The following is a 16,106-nucleotide window of genomic DNA, read 5'->3' on the forward strand; positions in this document are numbered from 1 at the left end:
ACATGAGCGGCGTCGCGGCATCCAAACGTTGATGCAAGTGGCCTGGCACCTTGCCCTATCGAGCCAGCCTTCGGAGTCAGCCGCCCTAAACTGCCCTAGGCCGCCAGATAACGGTCGGCGGCCGTGACCAGCTTGTCGCTGGCGACCGGACCCGAGATCAGCGACGTCAGCCACGGATCGGGATTGCGGCCGGTGTCGCTGACCGGGATGATCAACTGGATGGAGCCGCCGGCATAGGATCGCCGCGTGGCGCGCCCGCCGCGATCCTGTTCGGCGGCCGACACCTTGGGCTGGAACTTGGTCGCGCCCCAGCAGGCCGGAACGGCCTGACCACGCGGCACATCCATGAACCAGACCAGGCCCTTGTCGCCCCAATCGTCGCAGACGGCCCATCTCTGGCTGACTTCCTTGACCAGGTGCTTGCCCGACGGGCCTGCGGCCAGGATCTCGGCCACCTCGCTACCATAGAGCCAGAACCGGCCGAGGCGGCCGTTCGCGCCCCGGCCAGAGTCGCTGAACCGCACCAGGCGAATAGGCCCGGCGATCGTGGTGAAACGGAAGAGCCCGCCTTCGAACGACTGGGCTTCCTGGACGCTGATATCGAAGGGACTCAAGGAGCACCTCTCTGAAGAAGCGACTTTGCCGGATCAGGCCTTCAAGGTGACGTTGACACCCTGGGACTTCAGCTGGCCGCTCATCCACTCGGCGACCGCCAGGGCGCAGGCGCGATCACCGACGACGTCGGCCCAAGGCACGCCGCCGGCGGCCCCGTGCGTGCCGGTGAACTTCTTCTCTTCCAGAGTGCCGTGGCCATCCAGCCAGCGACCCGTGTTGTAGAAGTAGAACCGCGACTTCACCGGATTGCGGATCCAGAAGGCTACGCTTCTGGCCGTGCGCGCGTGGGCGACGAAGTCGACATTGTCGGGAATGGTCTGGGACAGGCCCAGCTCGCTGGTCTGCATATCGACGGCGTCGAACAGGAACATCGCCTTGACGCGCTTGCCCTGCGCCTTGAGCCGCTTGGCGGTGATGATCGCCGTGCAGCCTCCGCGGCTGTAGCCCACCAGCATGATCGGACCCGACCCGCCCTGCGCTGCGCCGACGGCGCGGTCGGCGATCTGCGACACCTCGCTACCCGTCAGCGATGGCCCTCGAAAATAAGTACTTCCAACAACTTGCTTGGCTATCTGGCTGGGGAAGGAGTTCCCCATCTCTTTCGCATACTCCTTGTCGTCGCTCGGTCCGGTTCCATCGATGATGACAATCATACTCTCTCTCGCTGGCCAGAGGTCGCGGGAGCCTAGCGTCAGCACTCAGCACACTCAATACAGATCAACCACCTTTTGTTGTATTTTTAAGAAACTTCATATTGCTCAACTAGATGGTGCCAAATCAGTTAAAGCAAAGCTTGCTGATGTTTTCGAAGAAAACTCTCGGAACCTTTTTACGACTTACCCGTTTTGCGCCGCCCGCAGGCTATCGATCCTGTCGCGCTCCTGATGAAACGCCTTCAAAGCTTGACCATTGATGGCTCGCCCCTCGTTGAGACGGAAGCCCATCGGATCGACCTGGACGCCCTTGACGATGACTTCGTAGTGCAGATGCGGCCCGGACGAGAGGCCGGTATTGCCGGAGAAAGCGATCGGCTGGCCCTGGCGCACTGTCGCCCCGACGACGACGCCCGGCGCGAACCGCGACAGGTGGGCGTAGGCGGTTTCCAGCTCGCCCTTGTGGCGGATGCGGATGAACTCGCCGTGCCCGCCGTGAGGCCCGACGAACTCGACCACCCCGTCACCCGACGCATAGACCGCGGAGCCTACCGGAACGGCGAAGTCCGTCCCCTTGTGGAGCCGGGTATAGCCCAACACCGGATGCAGACGCGGCCCGAAGCTGGAGGTGATCCGCGCCCCATTCACCGGCGTCCGCATCAGCCCGCGCACGACACTGACGCCATTGCCGTCGAACCAGCTTGGCCGGACATCGCCGGGCGGCTGGAAGGCGTAGAGGGCGCGAGACTTGGTCGCCGTCTGCAGCGAGACGTAGACAAGCCGCTCGCTGCCGACCACAGCCCCCTCGCCGTCAACCTGGCGCTCGAACGCGGCCTCAAAGATGTCGCCTGGCTTGATCTCGCGCTGGAAATCGAAGTCGAACGCGAACGCGGCGGCGAAGTCGTCGATCAACGAGTCCCGCACGCCCGCCGCCACGGCGGAGGAGTAGAAGCTGTTGGCGTCCATCTCGCCCCGCACGACCTTGACCTCGACAGTCCGATCGGATTTCAACGACCCGGCCTCGACCATGCCCGCGCCGTCGCCGCGCAGCAGCAGGCCCGAGCCGTCGGCGCGCCGCAGTTCGACGTCCTCGACCACACCCGGATGGGCAGTGCGGAAGCGCAATGTCACCCGCAGCTGTCCCGGGGAGGCGTCCAGCTTCTCGTTCGCAACGAGACCTAGCTTGATCGCTCGATCTTGGCTCACCCCCTCCGCGACCAGCGCGGCGGCCAGATCCTGGACACGCGCGATCGCGAAAGCCCGCCGCAACCCCTGCGACGCCGCCGGTGCGGCGACCGAAGGTTGAGGCCGCGCCGGCTTGGCGGTTCCGCGCCACAGCAACCACCCCGCCCCTCCGGCTACGATCAATCCTAACGCGCCGCTAATCATGACAAGTCCACGACGCCTTACGGTCAAGCTTTTTACGGCCAAGCTTGATTGTTCCGGCGACGATTCGGATTTCACAGAAGCTTTCCTCACCCAGCGACGGGGATCGAAAGATGTTTCGTCTTCTGACCGGCGATGCATCCGTTTCTCTTTGCTTGCGTTTCCCAAAGCATAGCTTCGCGGGGCGGGCAAACCAGGGTCTATATCTGGGAAATTCGGCTTCCTTAGCTCTACCGACTAGTGTTTAAGTGCAACCCCCAGGGGAACGAGGGAAGCGTATGCAGAGCGACAGCCGCGTCGCGTGGCGCGAAGGTCTTTTCCTTCGACAACAGCACTTCCAACAGCAGGATCGCTATCTGGAGGCGCTGATTACAGCCAGGGCCAGCGGCCTGCGTCCTTATCCCTGGGGCGTATCGCAACTCAAGATCAACGCGGACCTGGCCGCCCTGGGCAAGTTCGCGGTCGAGTCGATGTCAGGCGTGCTGCCGGATGGGGCGCCGTTCTCGATTCCCGGAGACCTGCCGCCGCCGCCGCCGCTCGACATCCCCGCCGACGCCCGGGACGTCGTCGTCTATCTGACCCTGCCCGCCCGGCAGGCCGGCGCCGTGGAGTTCAAGGGCCGCGAGGAGCGTGACACCGCCGCCGTGCGGTATCTGGTCGATGAGGAGGACGTCACCGACGCCTTCTCCGAGGAACGCGGACAGGAGCCCATCGAGGTGGCGCGCCCGAACCTCGCCTTCGGCGTCACCCAGGACCAGACCTATGGCCGCGTCCTGCTCGGCTTGGCGCGCATCCGCGAGGTTCACAACGGCGGGCTGGTGTTCGACGAGCGCTACATCCCGCCGGCGCTGGACATCCAGGCCAGTCGCCGCCTGTCGGGCTTCCTCAGCGACATCATTGGCCGAGCGGCCCAGCGCATCGACGAGCTGGCGCTGCGCGCGGTCGAGACTACCGACGGCGGCGCCGAGACCTTCGCCAGCTTCCTGCTGCTGCAGACGCTGAACCGCTGGACACCTCAGCTGCGCCATCTGGCCGCCCTGCCCGGCGTACATCCCGAACGCCTCTACGAGACCTTCCTGGGCATGGCCGGCGAACTGGCCACCCTGACCCGCCCCGACCGCCGGCCGCCGCCGTTTCCCGACTACGTCCACGAAAAGCTGCAGCCGACCTTCGAGCCGGTCTTCGAGGTCCTGCAGTCGGCGCTCTCGGCGGTGTTCGACCGCTCGGCGATCCAGCTTCCGCTGCAGATGGCCGGACCGGGCGCCTACACCTCGCGGATCACCGACCATAACCTCTACAAGAACGGCTACTTCTATCTCGCCGTGAACGCCCGCGCGTCGCTGGACGACATCCGCGGCCGCTTCCCGTCCGTGGCCAAGATCGGCGCGGTCCAGAAGATGCGCGAGATCGTCGATTCAGCCCTACCCGGCGTGCCGCTGCGCCACACGCCGACGCCGCCGCCCCAGCTGCGGGTCATTCCAGGCTACGTCTATTTCGAGCTCGACCGCTCCGTTCCCGACTGGCGCGATTTCGCCAGCGCCGCGGCCCTGGGCCTGCACGTCGCCGGCGACTGGCCCGAGCTGAAGCTTGAGCTCTGGTGCGTGAAGGGGAACGGCCGATGAACGGCGACGAAGACCCCGAGAACCCGAACAAGACCGTGTTCCGGCCGTCGCCCTTGCAGAACCTGCGGGCGGCCGGCTCGCCGCCCTCGCCCGCGTTCAGCCCGGCCTATGCCGGGAACCTCTCGCCCCCATCCGCCCCGCTCCGGCGCCCTCGAACCGCCGGCGACGACGACATTCCCCTGCCCCCGCCAGCCGCCCGGGCGCGGAACCCAATGATGCTGGCGGCCGCGCCGGTGCTGTCTCTGATCATCGGCGTCCGGTCTGGACGCGTGCGGATCGACCTGCCGGAACTGCACCGCAGCGCTTCGGCCGGCGTCGCGGCCTTCGACAAGGCGCTGCACGCGGCGAACTACGACGCCGAGACCCGGCAGCGCGCCCTGTACGCCGTCAGCGCCACCGTCGATGACGTCGCCCAGAACCTGCCCGGCCAAGCGGCCGACGGCGCTGAATGGGCCCGCCGCAGCCTCGTCGTCCAGGCCTTCAACGAGAATATCGGTGGGGACCGTTTCTGGCGCCTGCTGGAGGACATGCTGGCGCGTCCCGCCCAGTTCGCCGACCTGATCGAACTCTATCACGCCTGTCTCGCCGCGGGCTTCGAGGGCCGCTATCGCGTCTCGCCCGACGGCAAGCGCCAGCTCCACGAGATCATGGCCAGCGCCTACGCCGCCCTGGACCACACGCGTGGTCTGTCGCAGACCGAACTGACCCCGCGCTGGCGAGGCCACCCGACGCCCGCCGCCCGGGTCAGCTTCTGGGCCGTCCTGGCCCTGGCCGGCGCGATCGCCCTGGGCGTCCTCCTGGCGGCCTTCATCCTGCTCCGCGTCGTGCTGATGCAGACGGGGGAGCCGTCCCTGGCCGCGTTGAAGGCCATCAACCCCGACCAGCCGCTGCGCCTGTCGCGGCAGGCCGCGCCGCCGCCGACGCCAACCAGCACGCAGCTTGAGCGGATCCGCGCCTTCCTGGCGCCGGAGATCGCCCAGCACCTGGTCGCCGTCGAGCAGGACAGCAAGTCCATCCGGGTGCGGACGACGATCGGTACGCTGTTCAAGTCGGGCTCCGACAAGCTGGAGCCGAACGCCGACAAACTCTTCGCCCGGATCGGCCTGGCCGTCGAACCCGAACGCGGCGCGGTGCGCGTGGAAGGCCATGCCGACACCGATCGACTGGTCAGCGTCACCTTCCCGGACAACTTCGCCCTGTCGAAGGCGCGCGCCGAAGCGGCCGCCCGCATCGTCCGCGACCAGCTCAGCGACAAGGCGCGCGCCAGCACCGAAGGCTTCGGCGACAGCCAGCCTATCGCTCCCAATGCCACGGCGGCTGGCAAGGCGCTGAACCGCCGGGTCGAGATCGTCATTCCGCGTGGTGAACAGGCGCAATGAAGCGTTTCCTTTTGAACTGGTGGCTGCTGACCGGCCTGGCCGCGATCCTCACCATTGTCCTGTTCGTCCTGGTCCTGCCGCTACTGGCGCCGTTCCTGCGGCCCTGGTGGGTCCGGCTGTTGTTGGCCGTTGGCGTCGCCGCCGTCTGGGGCGTCTTCGCCACGCTGCGCATCCTGCACGCCCGTAAGGCGTCGGCCGCCATTGTCGCCGAACTCTCCGCCCCCTCCCCCGGCGATGTCGAAGCCGAGGCGTTGTCAGGCCGGATGCGCGCGGCCCTGGCCAAGCTGAAGACGGCGGCTGGCGACCAGCGCGACTACCTCTACGCCCGGCCCTGGTATGTGATCATCGGGCCGCCGGGCGCGGGCAAGACCACCGCCCTGCTGAAGTCGGGCGTGCGCTTCCCCTTCGCCGATGCCGCGCTCAAGGGCGTCGGCGGCACCCGCAACCTGGACTTCTGGTTCGCCGACGAGGCGGTGTTGGTGGACACCGCCGGCCGCTACACGACCCAGACCTCCGACGCCGCCGTCGATCAGAAGGGCTGGGAGAGCCTCCTTGGCCTGTTGCGCCGGACCCGGCCGTTGCAACCGATCAACGGCGTGCTGGTGGCCATCGGGCTGGACGAGATTCTGCACGCCGATCGCCCGGGCCTTGACGATCACGCCATGGCCGTGCGCCACCGCCTGGCCGAACTGCGTCGCGTGCTGGAGGTCTCGGCGCCGGTCTATGTGCTGTTCACCAAGGCAGACCTGCTGGCGGGCTTCGGCGAGTTCTTCGAGGACCTGGATGTCGAAGGCCGCCGCGCGGTGCTGGGCGCGAGCCTGCCGCTGGACAGCGCCTACGACCTGGAAGGCCTGCTGGCCGAATTCGACGCCATCGTCCAGGCCCTGTCCGACCGCGTCGCCAAACGCCTGCAGGAGGAGACCGATCCACATCGGCGCAGCCTGATCCTCGGCTTCCCGGCTCAGGTGGCGTCACTTCGCACGCGCCTCGCCCGCTTCCTCGATGGCGCGCTGGTCGCCGAGCAGGACGCGCCGGCCAAGCTGCGCGGCTTCTATTTCACCAGCGGCGTCCAGGAAGGCGCGCCGCTGGATCGCATCCTCGGCGACGTCGCGGCCGTCTATGACGCCCCCGCCGCTCTGCGCGCCGGCCAAGCCGGACGGGCCTATTTCCTCAATCGACTCCTCAAGGAGGTGATCTTCGCCGAGGCCGGGCTGGTGCAGGCCTCGCCCCAGGCGCGCGCGCGCCGGCGCAACGCCTTGATCGGCGGGATCAGTGCGATCGCCCTGGCCTCAGTGGCGATCCTGTCGTTGTGGACCGTCAGCTTCGCCCGGAACCGCGACCTGCAAGATCGTCTGCTATCCGGCGCCCAGAACATCAGCGCCGAGGTGCGTGACACGGGCGTCGATCTCGTGGAGGTGCGCGACGGAGACCCCGATCTCGAACAGGCCCTGTCCCTGATCCGAGCCCTGCGCCAACTGCCGCGCGGCTACGGCGACCAGGCCAAGGGCGGTCCGCCCCTGATGGCGCGCTGGGGTCTCTTCCAGGGCGGCCACGCCAAGGCGGCCAAACAGGCCTATCTCGACTCGCTGCAGCGCATCCTGCTGCCGCGCCTGCTCCTGCGCCTCGAACGCTACATGCAGGAGCACGCCCGCGAGCCGCTCAAGGTCTACGAGCCGCTGAAGGTCTATCTCATGCTGGGCGGGCTGGGCCCGCTGGACGCCAAGGCCGTCAAGGCGTGGGTGACCGAGGATTGGGCCGAGACCGTGCTGCCCGGCGACGATCGGGCCGAGGTGCGCGCCGAGCTGGCCTCGCACTTGGACGCCATGCTGGCCGATCCGCAGTTGGGCCGCGTCTGGCCCGGGCGCGAGGCGCCGCTCGATGGAGCGTTGATCGAGTCGACGCGCGCCTCGATCCAGACCCTGTCGCTGGCTGACCGGGCCTACGCCATCCTTCGCCAGAAGGCCTCGGCTAGCGACCAGCCCGACTGGCGCGCCGACACCGTGCTCGCCAGCGGCGACCGACAGGCCTTCCTGAACGGCGACTCGGTCCTGCAGACCAACGTGCCCTACTTCTTCACGCGGGCGGGCTTCGAGCGCGCCTACCAGCCGGGCCTGCAGACCGTCGCCGCGGATCTGGAGAAGGACCTCTGGGTCATGGGCGGCGACGCCGACAAGGCGGCGATCCGCAGCCAGATCACCCAGGTCCGACCGGGCGTGGCCGCCCTATACGCCAAGGAATACATCGCCGCGTGGGACGGTGTCGTGCAGGGCCTCAAGCCGGCCGACTACTTCTCCAATCCGGCCGCCCTCGGGGCCTTCACGCGCACGCCGTCGCCTCTGAAGGTGCTGCTGCTGGAGGTGCGCAAGAACACCACCTTCAGCAAGCCGCCGCCGATCCGCGCGCCCAGCAAGCTGAAGGCCGCCGCCAAGATCGTCGGCGGCGCGGTGCTGGAGACGGGCGGCGTCGACGCCGGCAAGACCATCACCGGCTACTTCCGTCCGCTGGCGGACTATGTCGGCGATGGCAAGGGCGCCGCGCCGATCGACGAGTTCCTCGCCGCGGTGAAACAGGCGGCCTCGGCGAACATGGCCGCGGGCGTGGCGGGCGGCGGCTTGGGCGGCGTCTCGGCGCAGGGTGAACTGGCCTCGGCCCTGGGCCAGGTCGCCACCGCCGGCGTGGTCGCCCCGCCGCAACTGCAAGGCTTCGTCACCGAGGCGACGCGGACGGGCAAGGGCGCGGCGGTGTCCTCGGCCCAGAACGCCATCGCCCAGGAATACGCTTCCGGCCTGGCCGGCGCGTGCCGCACCGCCAGCGAGAACCGCTACCCCTTCTACGGCGCGGCGCGCAACGACGGCGCGACCGGCGAGATGCTGCAGGTCTTCGGTCTCAACGGCCAGTTCGACAGCCTGGTGCGCGACCGCCTCCAGCCGTTGCTGGTCACGTCGGGACCGGTCTGGCGGTGGCGTAACGAGGATCCGATCGCCGCCACCTTCGACCCGACCAGCGCCGAGCAGTTCCAGAAGGCGGCCCAGATCCGCGACCTCCTCACCTCCGGCCTGCCGCTCAAGGTCGAGGCGGCCGGCTTCGGCGGCGCGATCACCGCCGCTGAGTTCTCCGCGGCCGGAACCACCTATCGCTTCGAGCCCAGCACTGTCGGAGCCAAGCCGGTGATGTGGTCCATCTCCAGCCTGCCGGAAGCCCGCCTGGTGCTCTATTCTGGCGCCAAGGAGGTTCGGCGCTTCGAGGCCCAGGGGCCGTGGGCGCTGTTCCACCTGATGGACGCCGCCCAGAAGGAGAATGCGGGCCCGACGACGCTGAAGGCGACCTTCGGCCAGGGCGCGCAGTACTTCTCCCTCAAGGTCGGCCTGCCATCGGACAAGAACCCGTTCGGCCGCGGGGGTCTGTGGTCGTTCCGATGCCCGGGGAAGCTGTGAGCCCCCCGCGCGTCTTCGCGTTCGGCAAGTTGCCGGCGCATGGCGACTTCGTCTCGCGCGGTCTGACGGCCGACGAGCGCGAGACCTGGGACGCCTGGTCCAGCGCCGGCCTTGAGGCGGCGCGCGCGGAGTTCGGCGACGCGTTCGAAGACCGGCACGACGCCGCCCTGCCGGTCCGCTTCACCTTCGGGCCCAGCGCCTTCGGACCTGGGTGGGCCACCGGCGCCCTGACGGCTTCGATCGACGCGGCGGGCCGGCGCTTCATCGTCGTTCTGGGCGTCCGCACCGAGGCGGCGCCGTCGGCGCGCGAGCAGGTCGCCCAGGCGGCTGAGAACGAGATCTACCGCGCGTTCGAAAAGGGCGCGGACATCGACGCGATGGTGGCCAAAGCGCAAGATGTCTTTCAAACTCTGGAATCAGAAGACGAGCCGGATGTGCATGGACGCTTCTGGCGACCGGTCTCGCCCTTCGATATCTCCGCCGGCCAACCGCCCGCCGATCTGATCACCCGGGCCTTGACGATATAAGGAGCTGTCATGGACGACGGAAACCTGCGGTTCCGCGACGCGGTTCTCACCCACCCCGGCCGGGTGCGCAGCGACAACGAGGACAATGTCCTAGCGCGCCCCGAGGAGGGCCTGTGGGTCGTGGCCGACGGCATGGGCGGCCATGCCAACGGCAAGTGGTCGTCCAGGACCATCGTCAACGCGCTGGAGGCCACAGCCCTGCCCGCCGACTTCGACGCGGCGTCCAAGGCGGCGGCGGCGGCCGTGCACAAAGCCAACGAGCGGATCTGGCTGAAGGCCGGCGGCCAACCCATGGGCTCGACCGTGGTGGTGCTGCTTCTGCGCGAGCAGCGCTTCGCGGTCTTCTGGGCGGGCGACAGTCGCTGCTACCTGCTGCGCGCCGGCAAGCTCTACCAGCTGACCGTCGACCACTCGCAAGTCCAGGAGATGGTCGCCGCCGGACGCCTGACGCCGGAGGAGGCCGAGAACCACCCCATGGCGCACGTGCTGTCACGCGCCGTCGGCGTGGGACCGCGCCTGGAACTGGACGCGGTGTCGGACGAGGCCCGGATCGGCGACGTCTTCCTGGTCTGCAGCGACGGCCTGACGCGGGTCATCCCGGACGATGAACTGGCGGCGATCATGGCGCGCGGCAATCCCGGCGCCATGGTCGATACCCTGGTCGCCACCTGCCTCGAACGCGGCGCGCCGGACAATGTCAGCGTGGCCGTGGTGGCCTGCGACGAGACCACCTTGCTGGCCCTGGCCTAGGTCCGGGAAGAGGATTTCGCCTTGGCCTTCATGTCGGCGGCGATCCGCTCATAGGCGTCGCGGAATTCCTTGGCGAAGACCTCCATGAAGGCTTCGTCCGATCCGCGCGTGACCCCCTCGAACTCCCGCTCATAGGCTTGCCACAACGCCGCGTCGCGCGCGCTCGGCAGGATCTTGGCCAACAATCCCTTGTTCTCGGCGCGACCGCGGATCGCCGACGGGGAGAAGCGGTCCAGCGTCGCGGCCAGCGCGCCCTGCATGGCCGATAGCGTCGCCATCTGATGGGCCTGCAAGTCGCGGAAAGCGTCCTCCACCGCCCGGTCGGAGGGCATGAAGCCGCGATCCGGCCGGTTCAGCATCTGGGCCAGAGCCCGATCGGCCGAACGCGTGAACTTCAGCGGATTGTTGCCGTCGAACTCCAAGGCCGTGCCTTGGGCGCCCAGTTGGGCCTTCGCCCGGGCGCGGGCCTCCAGCATGACGACCAAGCCGCCCATCAATCGCCGCAACAATCCGCCGGCAGTCGCCAGCACCTGCTGCGGGGACTCGCGGAAGTCCTCGGCCTCCAGGCCCGCTCCACCCAGGAAGGCGTTCCAATCGGCGCCGCCTCCGGGCGAAGACTGGGGCGCGCGCGGCGGAATCGGCGCTTCCGCGACGGGAGCCTGGACCGGAGCGGTCGTCCCTTGGTCCCAGGCCGGCGTCGCGGGCGGCGGCGCGGCGACCGGGGCCGGCGCGAAGCCGCGATCCCAGTCCACCTCGTTGGTCACCGCCAGCCGGCCCCAGACATCGTCGGCCGTCGGCGCGGCCGGCGCCCGGGGTTCGCTGGACCAGGCCGAGGGCGGCGGAGCCTGGGGCGCTTCGGCCGCCCAGGCGGAAACCGGCTGCGGTTCCGCCTGCACCCGAGGCGGCGCCCAAGCGCCGGCTGCCGCGCCCTGCCCCGTGATCGCGGCCCGGGGCGTGGGCTGGTCCCAGCGCCCCGGATCGCCGACGACCTCGCGGCCGCCGTGACTGTCCCACCCGCTCCAGGCCAGCGGATCGCGCGCCAAGTCATTGGCCACGGCCTGGTTCAGCCGGGCCTCGATTTCGTAGTGGCCGATCAGGATCACGTCGCCGTCGTCGATACGGTGCGGCGCCGCGAGTCGCGCGGTCGATCGGTTGACGAAGGTGCCGTTGGTGCTGCGGTCGACCAGCACGTAGCCGCTGTCGCGATACTCGATCTCGCAATGCGAGGAAGAGATGTAGCTGCGCGGGTCCGGCAGACACCAGTCCATGTGCGGCGAGCGCCCAATTCGAGCCCCGTGGCGGTCAAGGGTGAGTTGCGCCGCCTCGCCGTTGTCGAGTCGATCCAGGGACTTGATGGTCAGAACAAGGGTCATTGAGGAGCGTCTTCGCTGCCGACGGCCAGAGCGTCGCCCAGCGCGAGGGCCGCGCGCAAGCCCTCCTGTCGACGACCGCTACGGGTCGCGGCCGTCAGCACCGCCCCGGCCGCGAAGGCGCCCAGGGCGTCCTTGGGCGCCGGTAGCGGTTCGAGGTCCGGCGGCGCCAGCGATCCGCCCGAGAAGAACACCGCCAGAGCGCACATCCGCTGCGCGCTGACGCTGCCGGCGGCCTCCGCCGCATCGAACGCCGCGCGCCGGCGGCTATCGCTTGGGTCGCGCAGCCAGTGTTGCGCCGCGTCCAGGGCGGCGGCGTCGCGCGGCGCCAGGTCCGGAGGCGATAGCTCGCGCACGGTCCTGACGGCCCAGGCCACGACCTCGTAGCGCGGCAGGGCCTGACCCAGGAACAGGACCGCATCGTCGTCCCGGCCTTCCTCGCGCAGGCGATCGAAGACGGCCTCCGGCAAGTCTTGGTCATGCTCCGACACGGGCCATTCCAGGATCGCGGTGACTTGGCCCGCCTCCGTCCAGCGAACCTGTTTCCAGCGTTTCATGCGGGTCCTAGTTGATCTTGACCATGCCGCCCGTGACCGTGGTCATGGTCGTGCCGTTGACCTCGGTCTTCTTGCTCGTGACCCTTTGCACGACCTTGGCGTCGCTGACGATCGTCAGCGAATCCAGGGTGATGCTGGACGGATCCATCGTGATCGTGCTCTTGCCGACCTTCAGGGTGATGCTCGTGGCCGCGGTGATCGTCACCGCCCCCTTGTCGACCGTGACCGAATAGTCGCCCGACCGGACGGTCGTCGCATCATTCTTCTCGATGGTCGTCGTGCGCTTGCCCGCGCTGACCTCGTGGGTCTGGTCGCCGGTCTCGACGGTCGTGGTCTCGTTCCGTTTGATCGCCGTCACCCGATCGCGCCCCACCCGCGTGGCGCGGTCGCGCTGGACGGTCAGCTTGTCGTCCAGCAGAACGTCGCGCACCATCTCGCGCTGGGCGTGGATATAGATCTCCTCGGACCCGCCCTTGTCCTCCAGGCGGATTTCGTTGAACCCGATGCTGTTGGCGGGAGGGGTCTTCTCGGCGCCGCCATAGTCTCCCAGGCGGCCGACGGTCTGGCTCTTCCACAACGACCGGGTCTTCTGGACTGGCAGGTCGTAGGCGTGCTTGCGCTGACCGTTGTAGACGCGGCCGGTGATGATCGGGCGGTCAGGATCGCCGTTCAGGAAATCGACGATCACCTCCTGGCCGACCCGCGGATGGTCGACATTGCCAAAGCCCTCGCCGGCGGCGTGGTGCGAGACGCGCATCCAGCACGAGGTCTTGCCCGGCTGGTCAGGCGAGCGATCCCAGTGGAACCGGACCTTCACCCGGCCCCATTCGTCCACATAGATCACCTCGCCGGGAGGTCCCGTGACGGTCGCGGTCTCGACCCCGGTGGACACTGGCTTGGCGGCCGTCAGTGGCGGTCGGAACAGAGTCTCGCCAGGAATGGCGATGACATTGACCCGCCGCGCCTGGCGGTCATCGCCGCTGCGGTGGCTTTCGGCTTCGATCACGTGGTTCAGGCCGGTGATCAGATATTCCTGATTGAAGCGATCGACGCCCGCCTCCGTCAGCGTGAACAGGCCGCCGCAGGCCAGGCCCAGAACATCGCCGCCGCCCGTGTAGAGCCGGCGCGGCGCACGACTCGCGGCCAGGCGTGACTTGCCCCGCGCCTCGCCGTCGGCCTGCTCGGTGAAGTCGCCGAGATATTCGTAGACCTCGAGGGCGTCGCCAGGATGCTGTTCGGCGCTGTTGGCCACGGCCTCGACCGGGCTCTGGGGCTTGGTGAAATCGAAGCTCCGCAGAGTCACCTTGGCCTGGCTGGCCGAACTGACGCGCTCATTCCAGTCCGACAGGGTGTCGGGCGTTGTCGCCTCGTCGCCCGCCACGGGCAGGAAGCGGATGGTCTCGTAGCCCGGCGCGGGCTGGTGCGCCGACTTGCCGTCGCAGAGCACCAGCTTGTGGGCCGCCTCCTCGTGTCGGAAATAGTAGTAGACCCCCTCGTCCTCGAAGAGGCGCGACAGGAAATTGAAGTCGCTTTCCTTGTACTGAACACAGTACTCGCGAGGCTTGTACGCGCCGGTGAGCTTGTCGAACTCGACATCTTTTATGCCCGCGTCGGCGAAGACCTGTTTGGCGATGTCGATGATGCTCTTGTCCTGGAAGATCCGGTAGTTCCGGTTCTGGTCCAACAAGGCGAACCACGGCTTCACCGTCAGACGGTAGTGCGCGCCGCTGATATCGACCTTGGTCAGGACCGCGTCCGTCAACAACCCATGGAAGTAGCGGACGTGATCCATCTCATCGCCGACATCGAACGAGACCGGTTTGCCGACATGCGGCAGGAAGTCGATCTCATCGATCGAAAAACCTTCGGCAATAATGGTGAATGGCTCGCTCAGACGCTCAAGACATTCAAAACGCTCAAGGTTAAGCTTAGCCGTACCAAGCGAGACAGATATGGCCGCCTGCCGATCCATTAATCGCTCCCGTTACTAAGCTCTACCATACGGACATCGAGGCTATTCAACTAGGTGTAGCCGCTAAATATCAAATCTCAACCAGATGCACTTGCCAAATTCGTTTCTTTGGCCACACTCCGCGCCACCCGTCGATGCCCCACCCTCTCAAACCGAGGTTGAGGAATTCCGGGTTCGGAACAACGGCAGCGGCTTCGAACATGGCGCTTGATCTTGGTCGACTGTTGGCGCCGGTCTCCGACGAGGACCCCACCGGCCCCGACCTCGCCTATGACCCGGGGCGCTACGAGATCGAGCAGGCATTTGAAACGGAAGTCTCGATCGACGCCTCGGGCGTCGAGAGCCTGCCCTCCGAGGTCGACTGGCGCACGATCGTCGATCGCATTGTCGAGCAAAGCGACCGGACCAAGGACCTGTGGCTGGCGGCCTATCTGTGCCGCGCCGGCGCCCGGGCCGGTCAGCTCGATACGGTCGAACTCGGCGCGCGCAATCTCTCGGGTTTGCTGGAGAGCTACTGGCCCAGCGTGCATCCACGGCTTGAGGAATACGGCTTCCAGGGCCGCAAGGGCCCCTGCGATTCCCTGGTCAGCCAGGCGCAGTTCCTGGCGCCGCTGCGCAAAATCACTCTGATCAGTCATCCACGCCTTGGTCGCTATTCGATCGACGACTTCGAACGGTTCCGCTTGAGAGGTGAAAGCGAGGAAGGCTACGGAATGTTCCGCGCCGCCCTCGAGGATTTGAACTACGAGGGCCTGGACGAGATCGTCGGACGCCTGGATGCGATCGCCGACAACCTCCGGCGCGCCGATCTGGTGCTGACATCCAACGCCGACGATGCGGGCGCGACCAATTTCAAGGCCGCCTACGAGGCCCTGGGACAGATGCGTCGCGCCATCCAGGCCTTCAGCCCCGACCCCGTCGCGCAAGAAGCCTCGGAACCACCCGTGCAGCCGCACGTTGCACCGTCAAGCTTTTCAAATGTCGCCGTGGTGGCGGCGCGGATCGAGACCCGGGACGATGTCATCCGAGCCCTCGATGCGCTCAGCGACTACTACCAGCGCAAGGAGCCGGGACATCCGATCCTGACCTTGATGCGCCGTGCGAGGGAATGGGTGGGTCAGGATTTTATGTCGATCCTCGAAGATATCGCCCCCGGCAGCCTCGATGAGGCGCGCTCAGTTCTCCAATCCCGAAAGCAACGCGAACAGTCTTGAAATATTATTACAACATCGCTTGACATCTTGCCGAGATAGAACAAGCCTTAAATATCCACGTAAACTCTAATTACGGGTGACTAGTCATGGCGTCGAATAAAGGCGGGCAGCGGTTTATCAAAGAAAACCGTGCGCCTCGCGTCCACATCGAGTACGAGGTCGAAACCTTCGGCTCGCGCCAGAAGATTGAGTTGCCGTTCGTGGTCGGCGTGATGTCCGATCTTTCGGGCAAGTCCAACGTCGAGAAAAAGCCGATGGACAAGCGCGACTTCGTCGAATTCGACATGGATAACTTCGAGCAGAAGATGGAGGCGATCGCCCCGCGCGCCGCCTTCACGGTCGAGAACACCCTGACGGGCGACGGCAAGATCGGCGTCGATCTGACCTTCAAGTCGATGGAGGACTTCTCGCCCGGCCAGGTGGCCAAGAACGTCCCGGCCCTGGCCAAGCTGCTCGAGGCCCGCCAGCAGCTCAACGACCTGATGCTCTACATGGACGGCAAGGACGGCGCTCAGGACCTGCTCGACAAGGTCCTGAAGGACCCCGAGCTGATGAAGGCTCTGGCCGCGGCCAGGCCGCCGGCCGACGCCGACAAAGTCGCAGACAGCAACGCGTAGTCCTGGGAGC

At 67.3% G+C, this 16,106-nt stretch carries 13 protein-coding genes; 7 read left to right on the plus strand and 6 right to left on the minus strand.

Annotated features, from left to right (window positions below):
* Nucleotides 1–95: 95 nt before the first annotated feature.
* From AC07YH_RS16300 to AC07YH_RS16310, 3 genes are all read right to left on the minus strand, one after another.
* Nucleotides 96–614, minus strand: coding sequence for a hypothetical protein (locus tag AC07YH_RS16300; RefSeq protein ID WP_494748014.1), 519 nt, complete (start codon nucleotides 612–614; stop codon nucleotides 96–98).
* 33 nt (nucleotides 615–647) lie between these two features.
* Nucleotides 648–1,127 (minus strand): thioesterase domain-containing protein, encoded by a 480-nt coding sequence (locus tag AC07YH_RS16305; protein ID WP_494748015.1) that lies wholly within the window; start codon nucleotides 1,125–1,127, stop codon nucleotides 648–650.
* A 324-nt stretch (nucleotides 1,128–1,451) separates the two neighbouring features.
* Nucleotides 1,452–2,609, minus strand: coding sequence for a peptidoglycan DD-metalloendopeptidase family protein (locus AC07YH_RS16310; RefSeq protein ID WP_494748016.1), 1,158 nt, complete (start codon nucleotides 2,607–2,609; stop codon nucleotides 1,452–1,454).
* 323 nt (nucleotides 2,610–2,932) lie between these two features.
* On the opposite strand from AC07YH_RS16310, the gene tssK reads away from it, so the two are divergent.
* Genes tssK through AC07YH_RS16335 form a run of 5 tightly spaced genes read left to right on the plus strand, consistent with a single transcriptional unit; the run spans nucleotide 2,933 to nucleotide 10,366 of the window.
* Nucleotides 2,933–4,276, plus strand: a complete 1,344-nt coding sequence (gene tssK / locus AC07YH_RS16315) for a type VI secretion system baseplate subunit TssK (RefSeq protein WP_494748017.1) — start codon at nucleotides 2,933–2,935, stop codon at nucleotides 4,274–4,276.
* On the plus strand, nucleotides 4,273–5,655 hold the full coding sequence (icmH, locus tag AC07YH_RS16320; protein WP_494748018.1) for a type IVB secretion system protein IcmH/DotU: 1,383 nt from the start codon (nucleotides 4,273–4,275) through the stop codon (nucleotides 5,653–5,655). Before tssK ends, icmH begins: the two co-directional genes overlap by 4 nt.
* Entirely contained in the window at nucleotides 5,652–9,089 is a 3,438-nt protein-coding gene (gene tssM, locus AC07YH_RS16325; protein ID WP_494748019.1) for a type VI secretion system membrane subunit TssM, read from the plus strand. The genes icmH and tssM overlap by 4 nt, the downstream gene beginning before the upstream one ends.
* Nucleotides 9,059–9,616 (plus strand): type VI secretion system-associated protein TagF, encoded by a 558-nt coding sequence (tagF, locus tag AC07YH_RS16330; protein ID WP_494748020.1) that lies wholly within the window; start codon nucleotides 9,059–9,061, stop codon nucleotides 9,614–9,616. The genes tssM and tagF overlap by 31 nt, the downstream gene beginning before the upstream one ends.
* 9 nt (nucleotides 9,617–9,625) lie before the next feature.
* A complete protein-coding gene (locus AC07YH_RS16335; RefSeq protein WP_494748021.1) occupies nucleotides 9,626–10,366 on the plus strand; it encodes a PP2C family protein-serine/threonine phosphatase in 741 nt (246 codons plus the stop codon).
* Here the strand turns inward: AC07YH_RS16335 and tagH are convergent.
* The 3 genes from tagH to AC07YH_RS16350 are packed head-to-tail and all read right to left on the minus strand — an operon-like array spanning nucleotide 10,363 to nucleotide 14,265.
* On the minus strand, nucleotides 10,363–11,739 hold the full coding sequence (gene tagH, locus AC07YH_RS16340; protein ID WP_494748022.1) for a type VI secretion system-associated FHA domain protein TagH: 1,377 nt from the start codon (nucleotides 11,737–11,739) through the stop codon (nucleotides 10,363–10,365). The genes AC07YH_RS16335 and tagH overlap by 4 nt on opposite strands.
* On the minus strand, nucleotides 11,736–12,293 hold the full coding sequence (locus tag AC07YH_RS16345; RefSeq protein ID WP_494748023.1) for a DUF6931 family protein: 558 nt from the start codon (nucleotides 12,291–12,293) through the stop codon (nucleotides 11,736–11,738). The genes tagH and AC07YH_RS16345 overlap by 4 nt, the downstream gene beginning before the upstream one ends.
* Nucleotides 12,294–12,300: 7 nt before the next feature.
* Complete coding sequence (locus AC07YH_RS16350; RefSeq protein WP_494748024.1) at nucleotides 12,301–14,265, minus strand: type VI secretion system Vgr family protein; 1,965 nt, start codon at nucleotides 14,263–14,265, stop codon at nucleotides 12,301–12,303.
* 200 nt (nucleotides 14,266–14,465) lie between these two features.
* Here AC07YH_RS16350 and AC07YH_RS16355 point away from each other — a divergent pair, with 200 nt between their 5' ends.
* On the plus strand, nucleotides 14,466–15,479 hold the full coding sequence (locus tag AC07YH_RS16355) for a type VI secretion system protein TssA (RefSeq protein ID WP_494748025.1): 1,014 nt from the start codon (nucleotides 14,466–14,468) through the stop codon (nucleotides 15,477–15,479).
* Between the two features lie 86 nt (nucleotides 15,480–15,565).
* Nucleotides 15,566–16,096: a type VI secretion system contractile sheath small subunit gene (gene tssB, locus AC07YH_RS16360; protein WP_494748026.1), complete on the plus strand. Its 531-nt coding sequence runs from the start codon at nucleotides 15,566–15,568 to the stop codon at nucleotides 16,094–16,096.
* Nucleotides 16,097–16,106: the final 10 nt, after the last annotated feature.

The sequence above is a fragment of the Caulobacter sp. GW456-12-1-14-TSB4 genome, assembly GCF_059424195.1.

Excerpts from the sequence above, each read along its gene's own strand:
- tssK (WP_494748017.1), top strand. The coding sequence starts at position 2,933 with ATGCAGAGCGACAGCCGCGTCGCGTGGCGCGAAGGTCTTTTCCTTCGA.
- icmH (WP_494748018.1), top strand. The coding sequence starts at position 4,273 with ATGAACGGCGACGAAGACCCCGAGAACCCGAACAAGACCGTGTTCCGG.
- tssM (WP_494748019.1), top strand. The coding sequence starts at position 5,652 with ATGAAGCGTTTCCTTTTGAACTGGTGGCTGCTGACCGGCCTGGCCGCG.
- AC07YH_RS16335 (WP_494748021.1), top strand. The coding sequence starts at position 9,626 with ATGGACGACGGAAACCTGCGGTTCCGCGACGCGGTTCTCACCCACCCC.
- tagH (WP_494748022.1), bottom strand. The coding sequence starts at position 11,739 with ATGACCCTTGTTCTGACCATCAAGTCCCTGGATCGACTCGACAACGGC.
- AC07YH_RS16345 (WP_494748023.1), bottom strand. The coding sequence starts at position 12,293 with ATGAAACGCTGGAAACAGGTTCGCTGGACGGAGGCGGGCCAAGTCACC.
- AC07YH_RS16350 (WP_494748024.1), bottom strand. The coding sequence starts at position 14,265 with ATGGATCGGCAGGCGGCCATATCTGTCTCGCTTGGTACGGCTAAGCTT.
- AC07YH_RS16355 (WP_494748025.1), top strand. The coding sequence starts at position 14,466 with ATGGCGCTTGATCTTGGTCGACTGTTGGCGCCGGTCTCCGACGAGGAC.
- tssB (WP_494748026.1), top strand. The coding sequence starts at position 15,566 with ATGGCGTCGAATAAAGGCGGGCAGCGGTTTATCAAAGAAAACCGTGCG.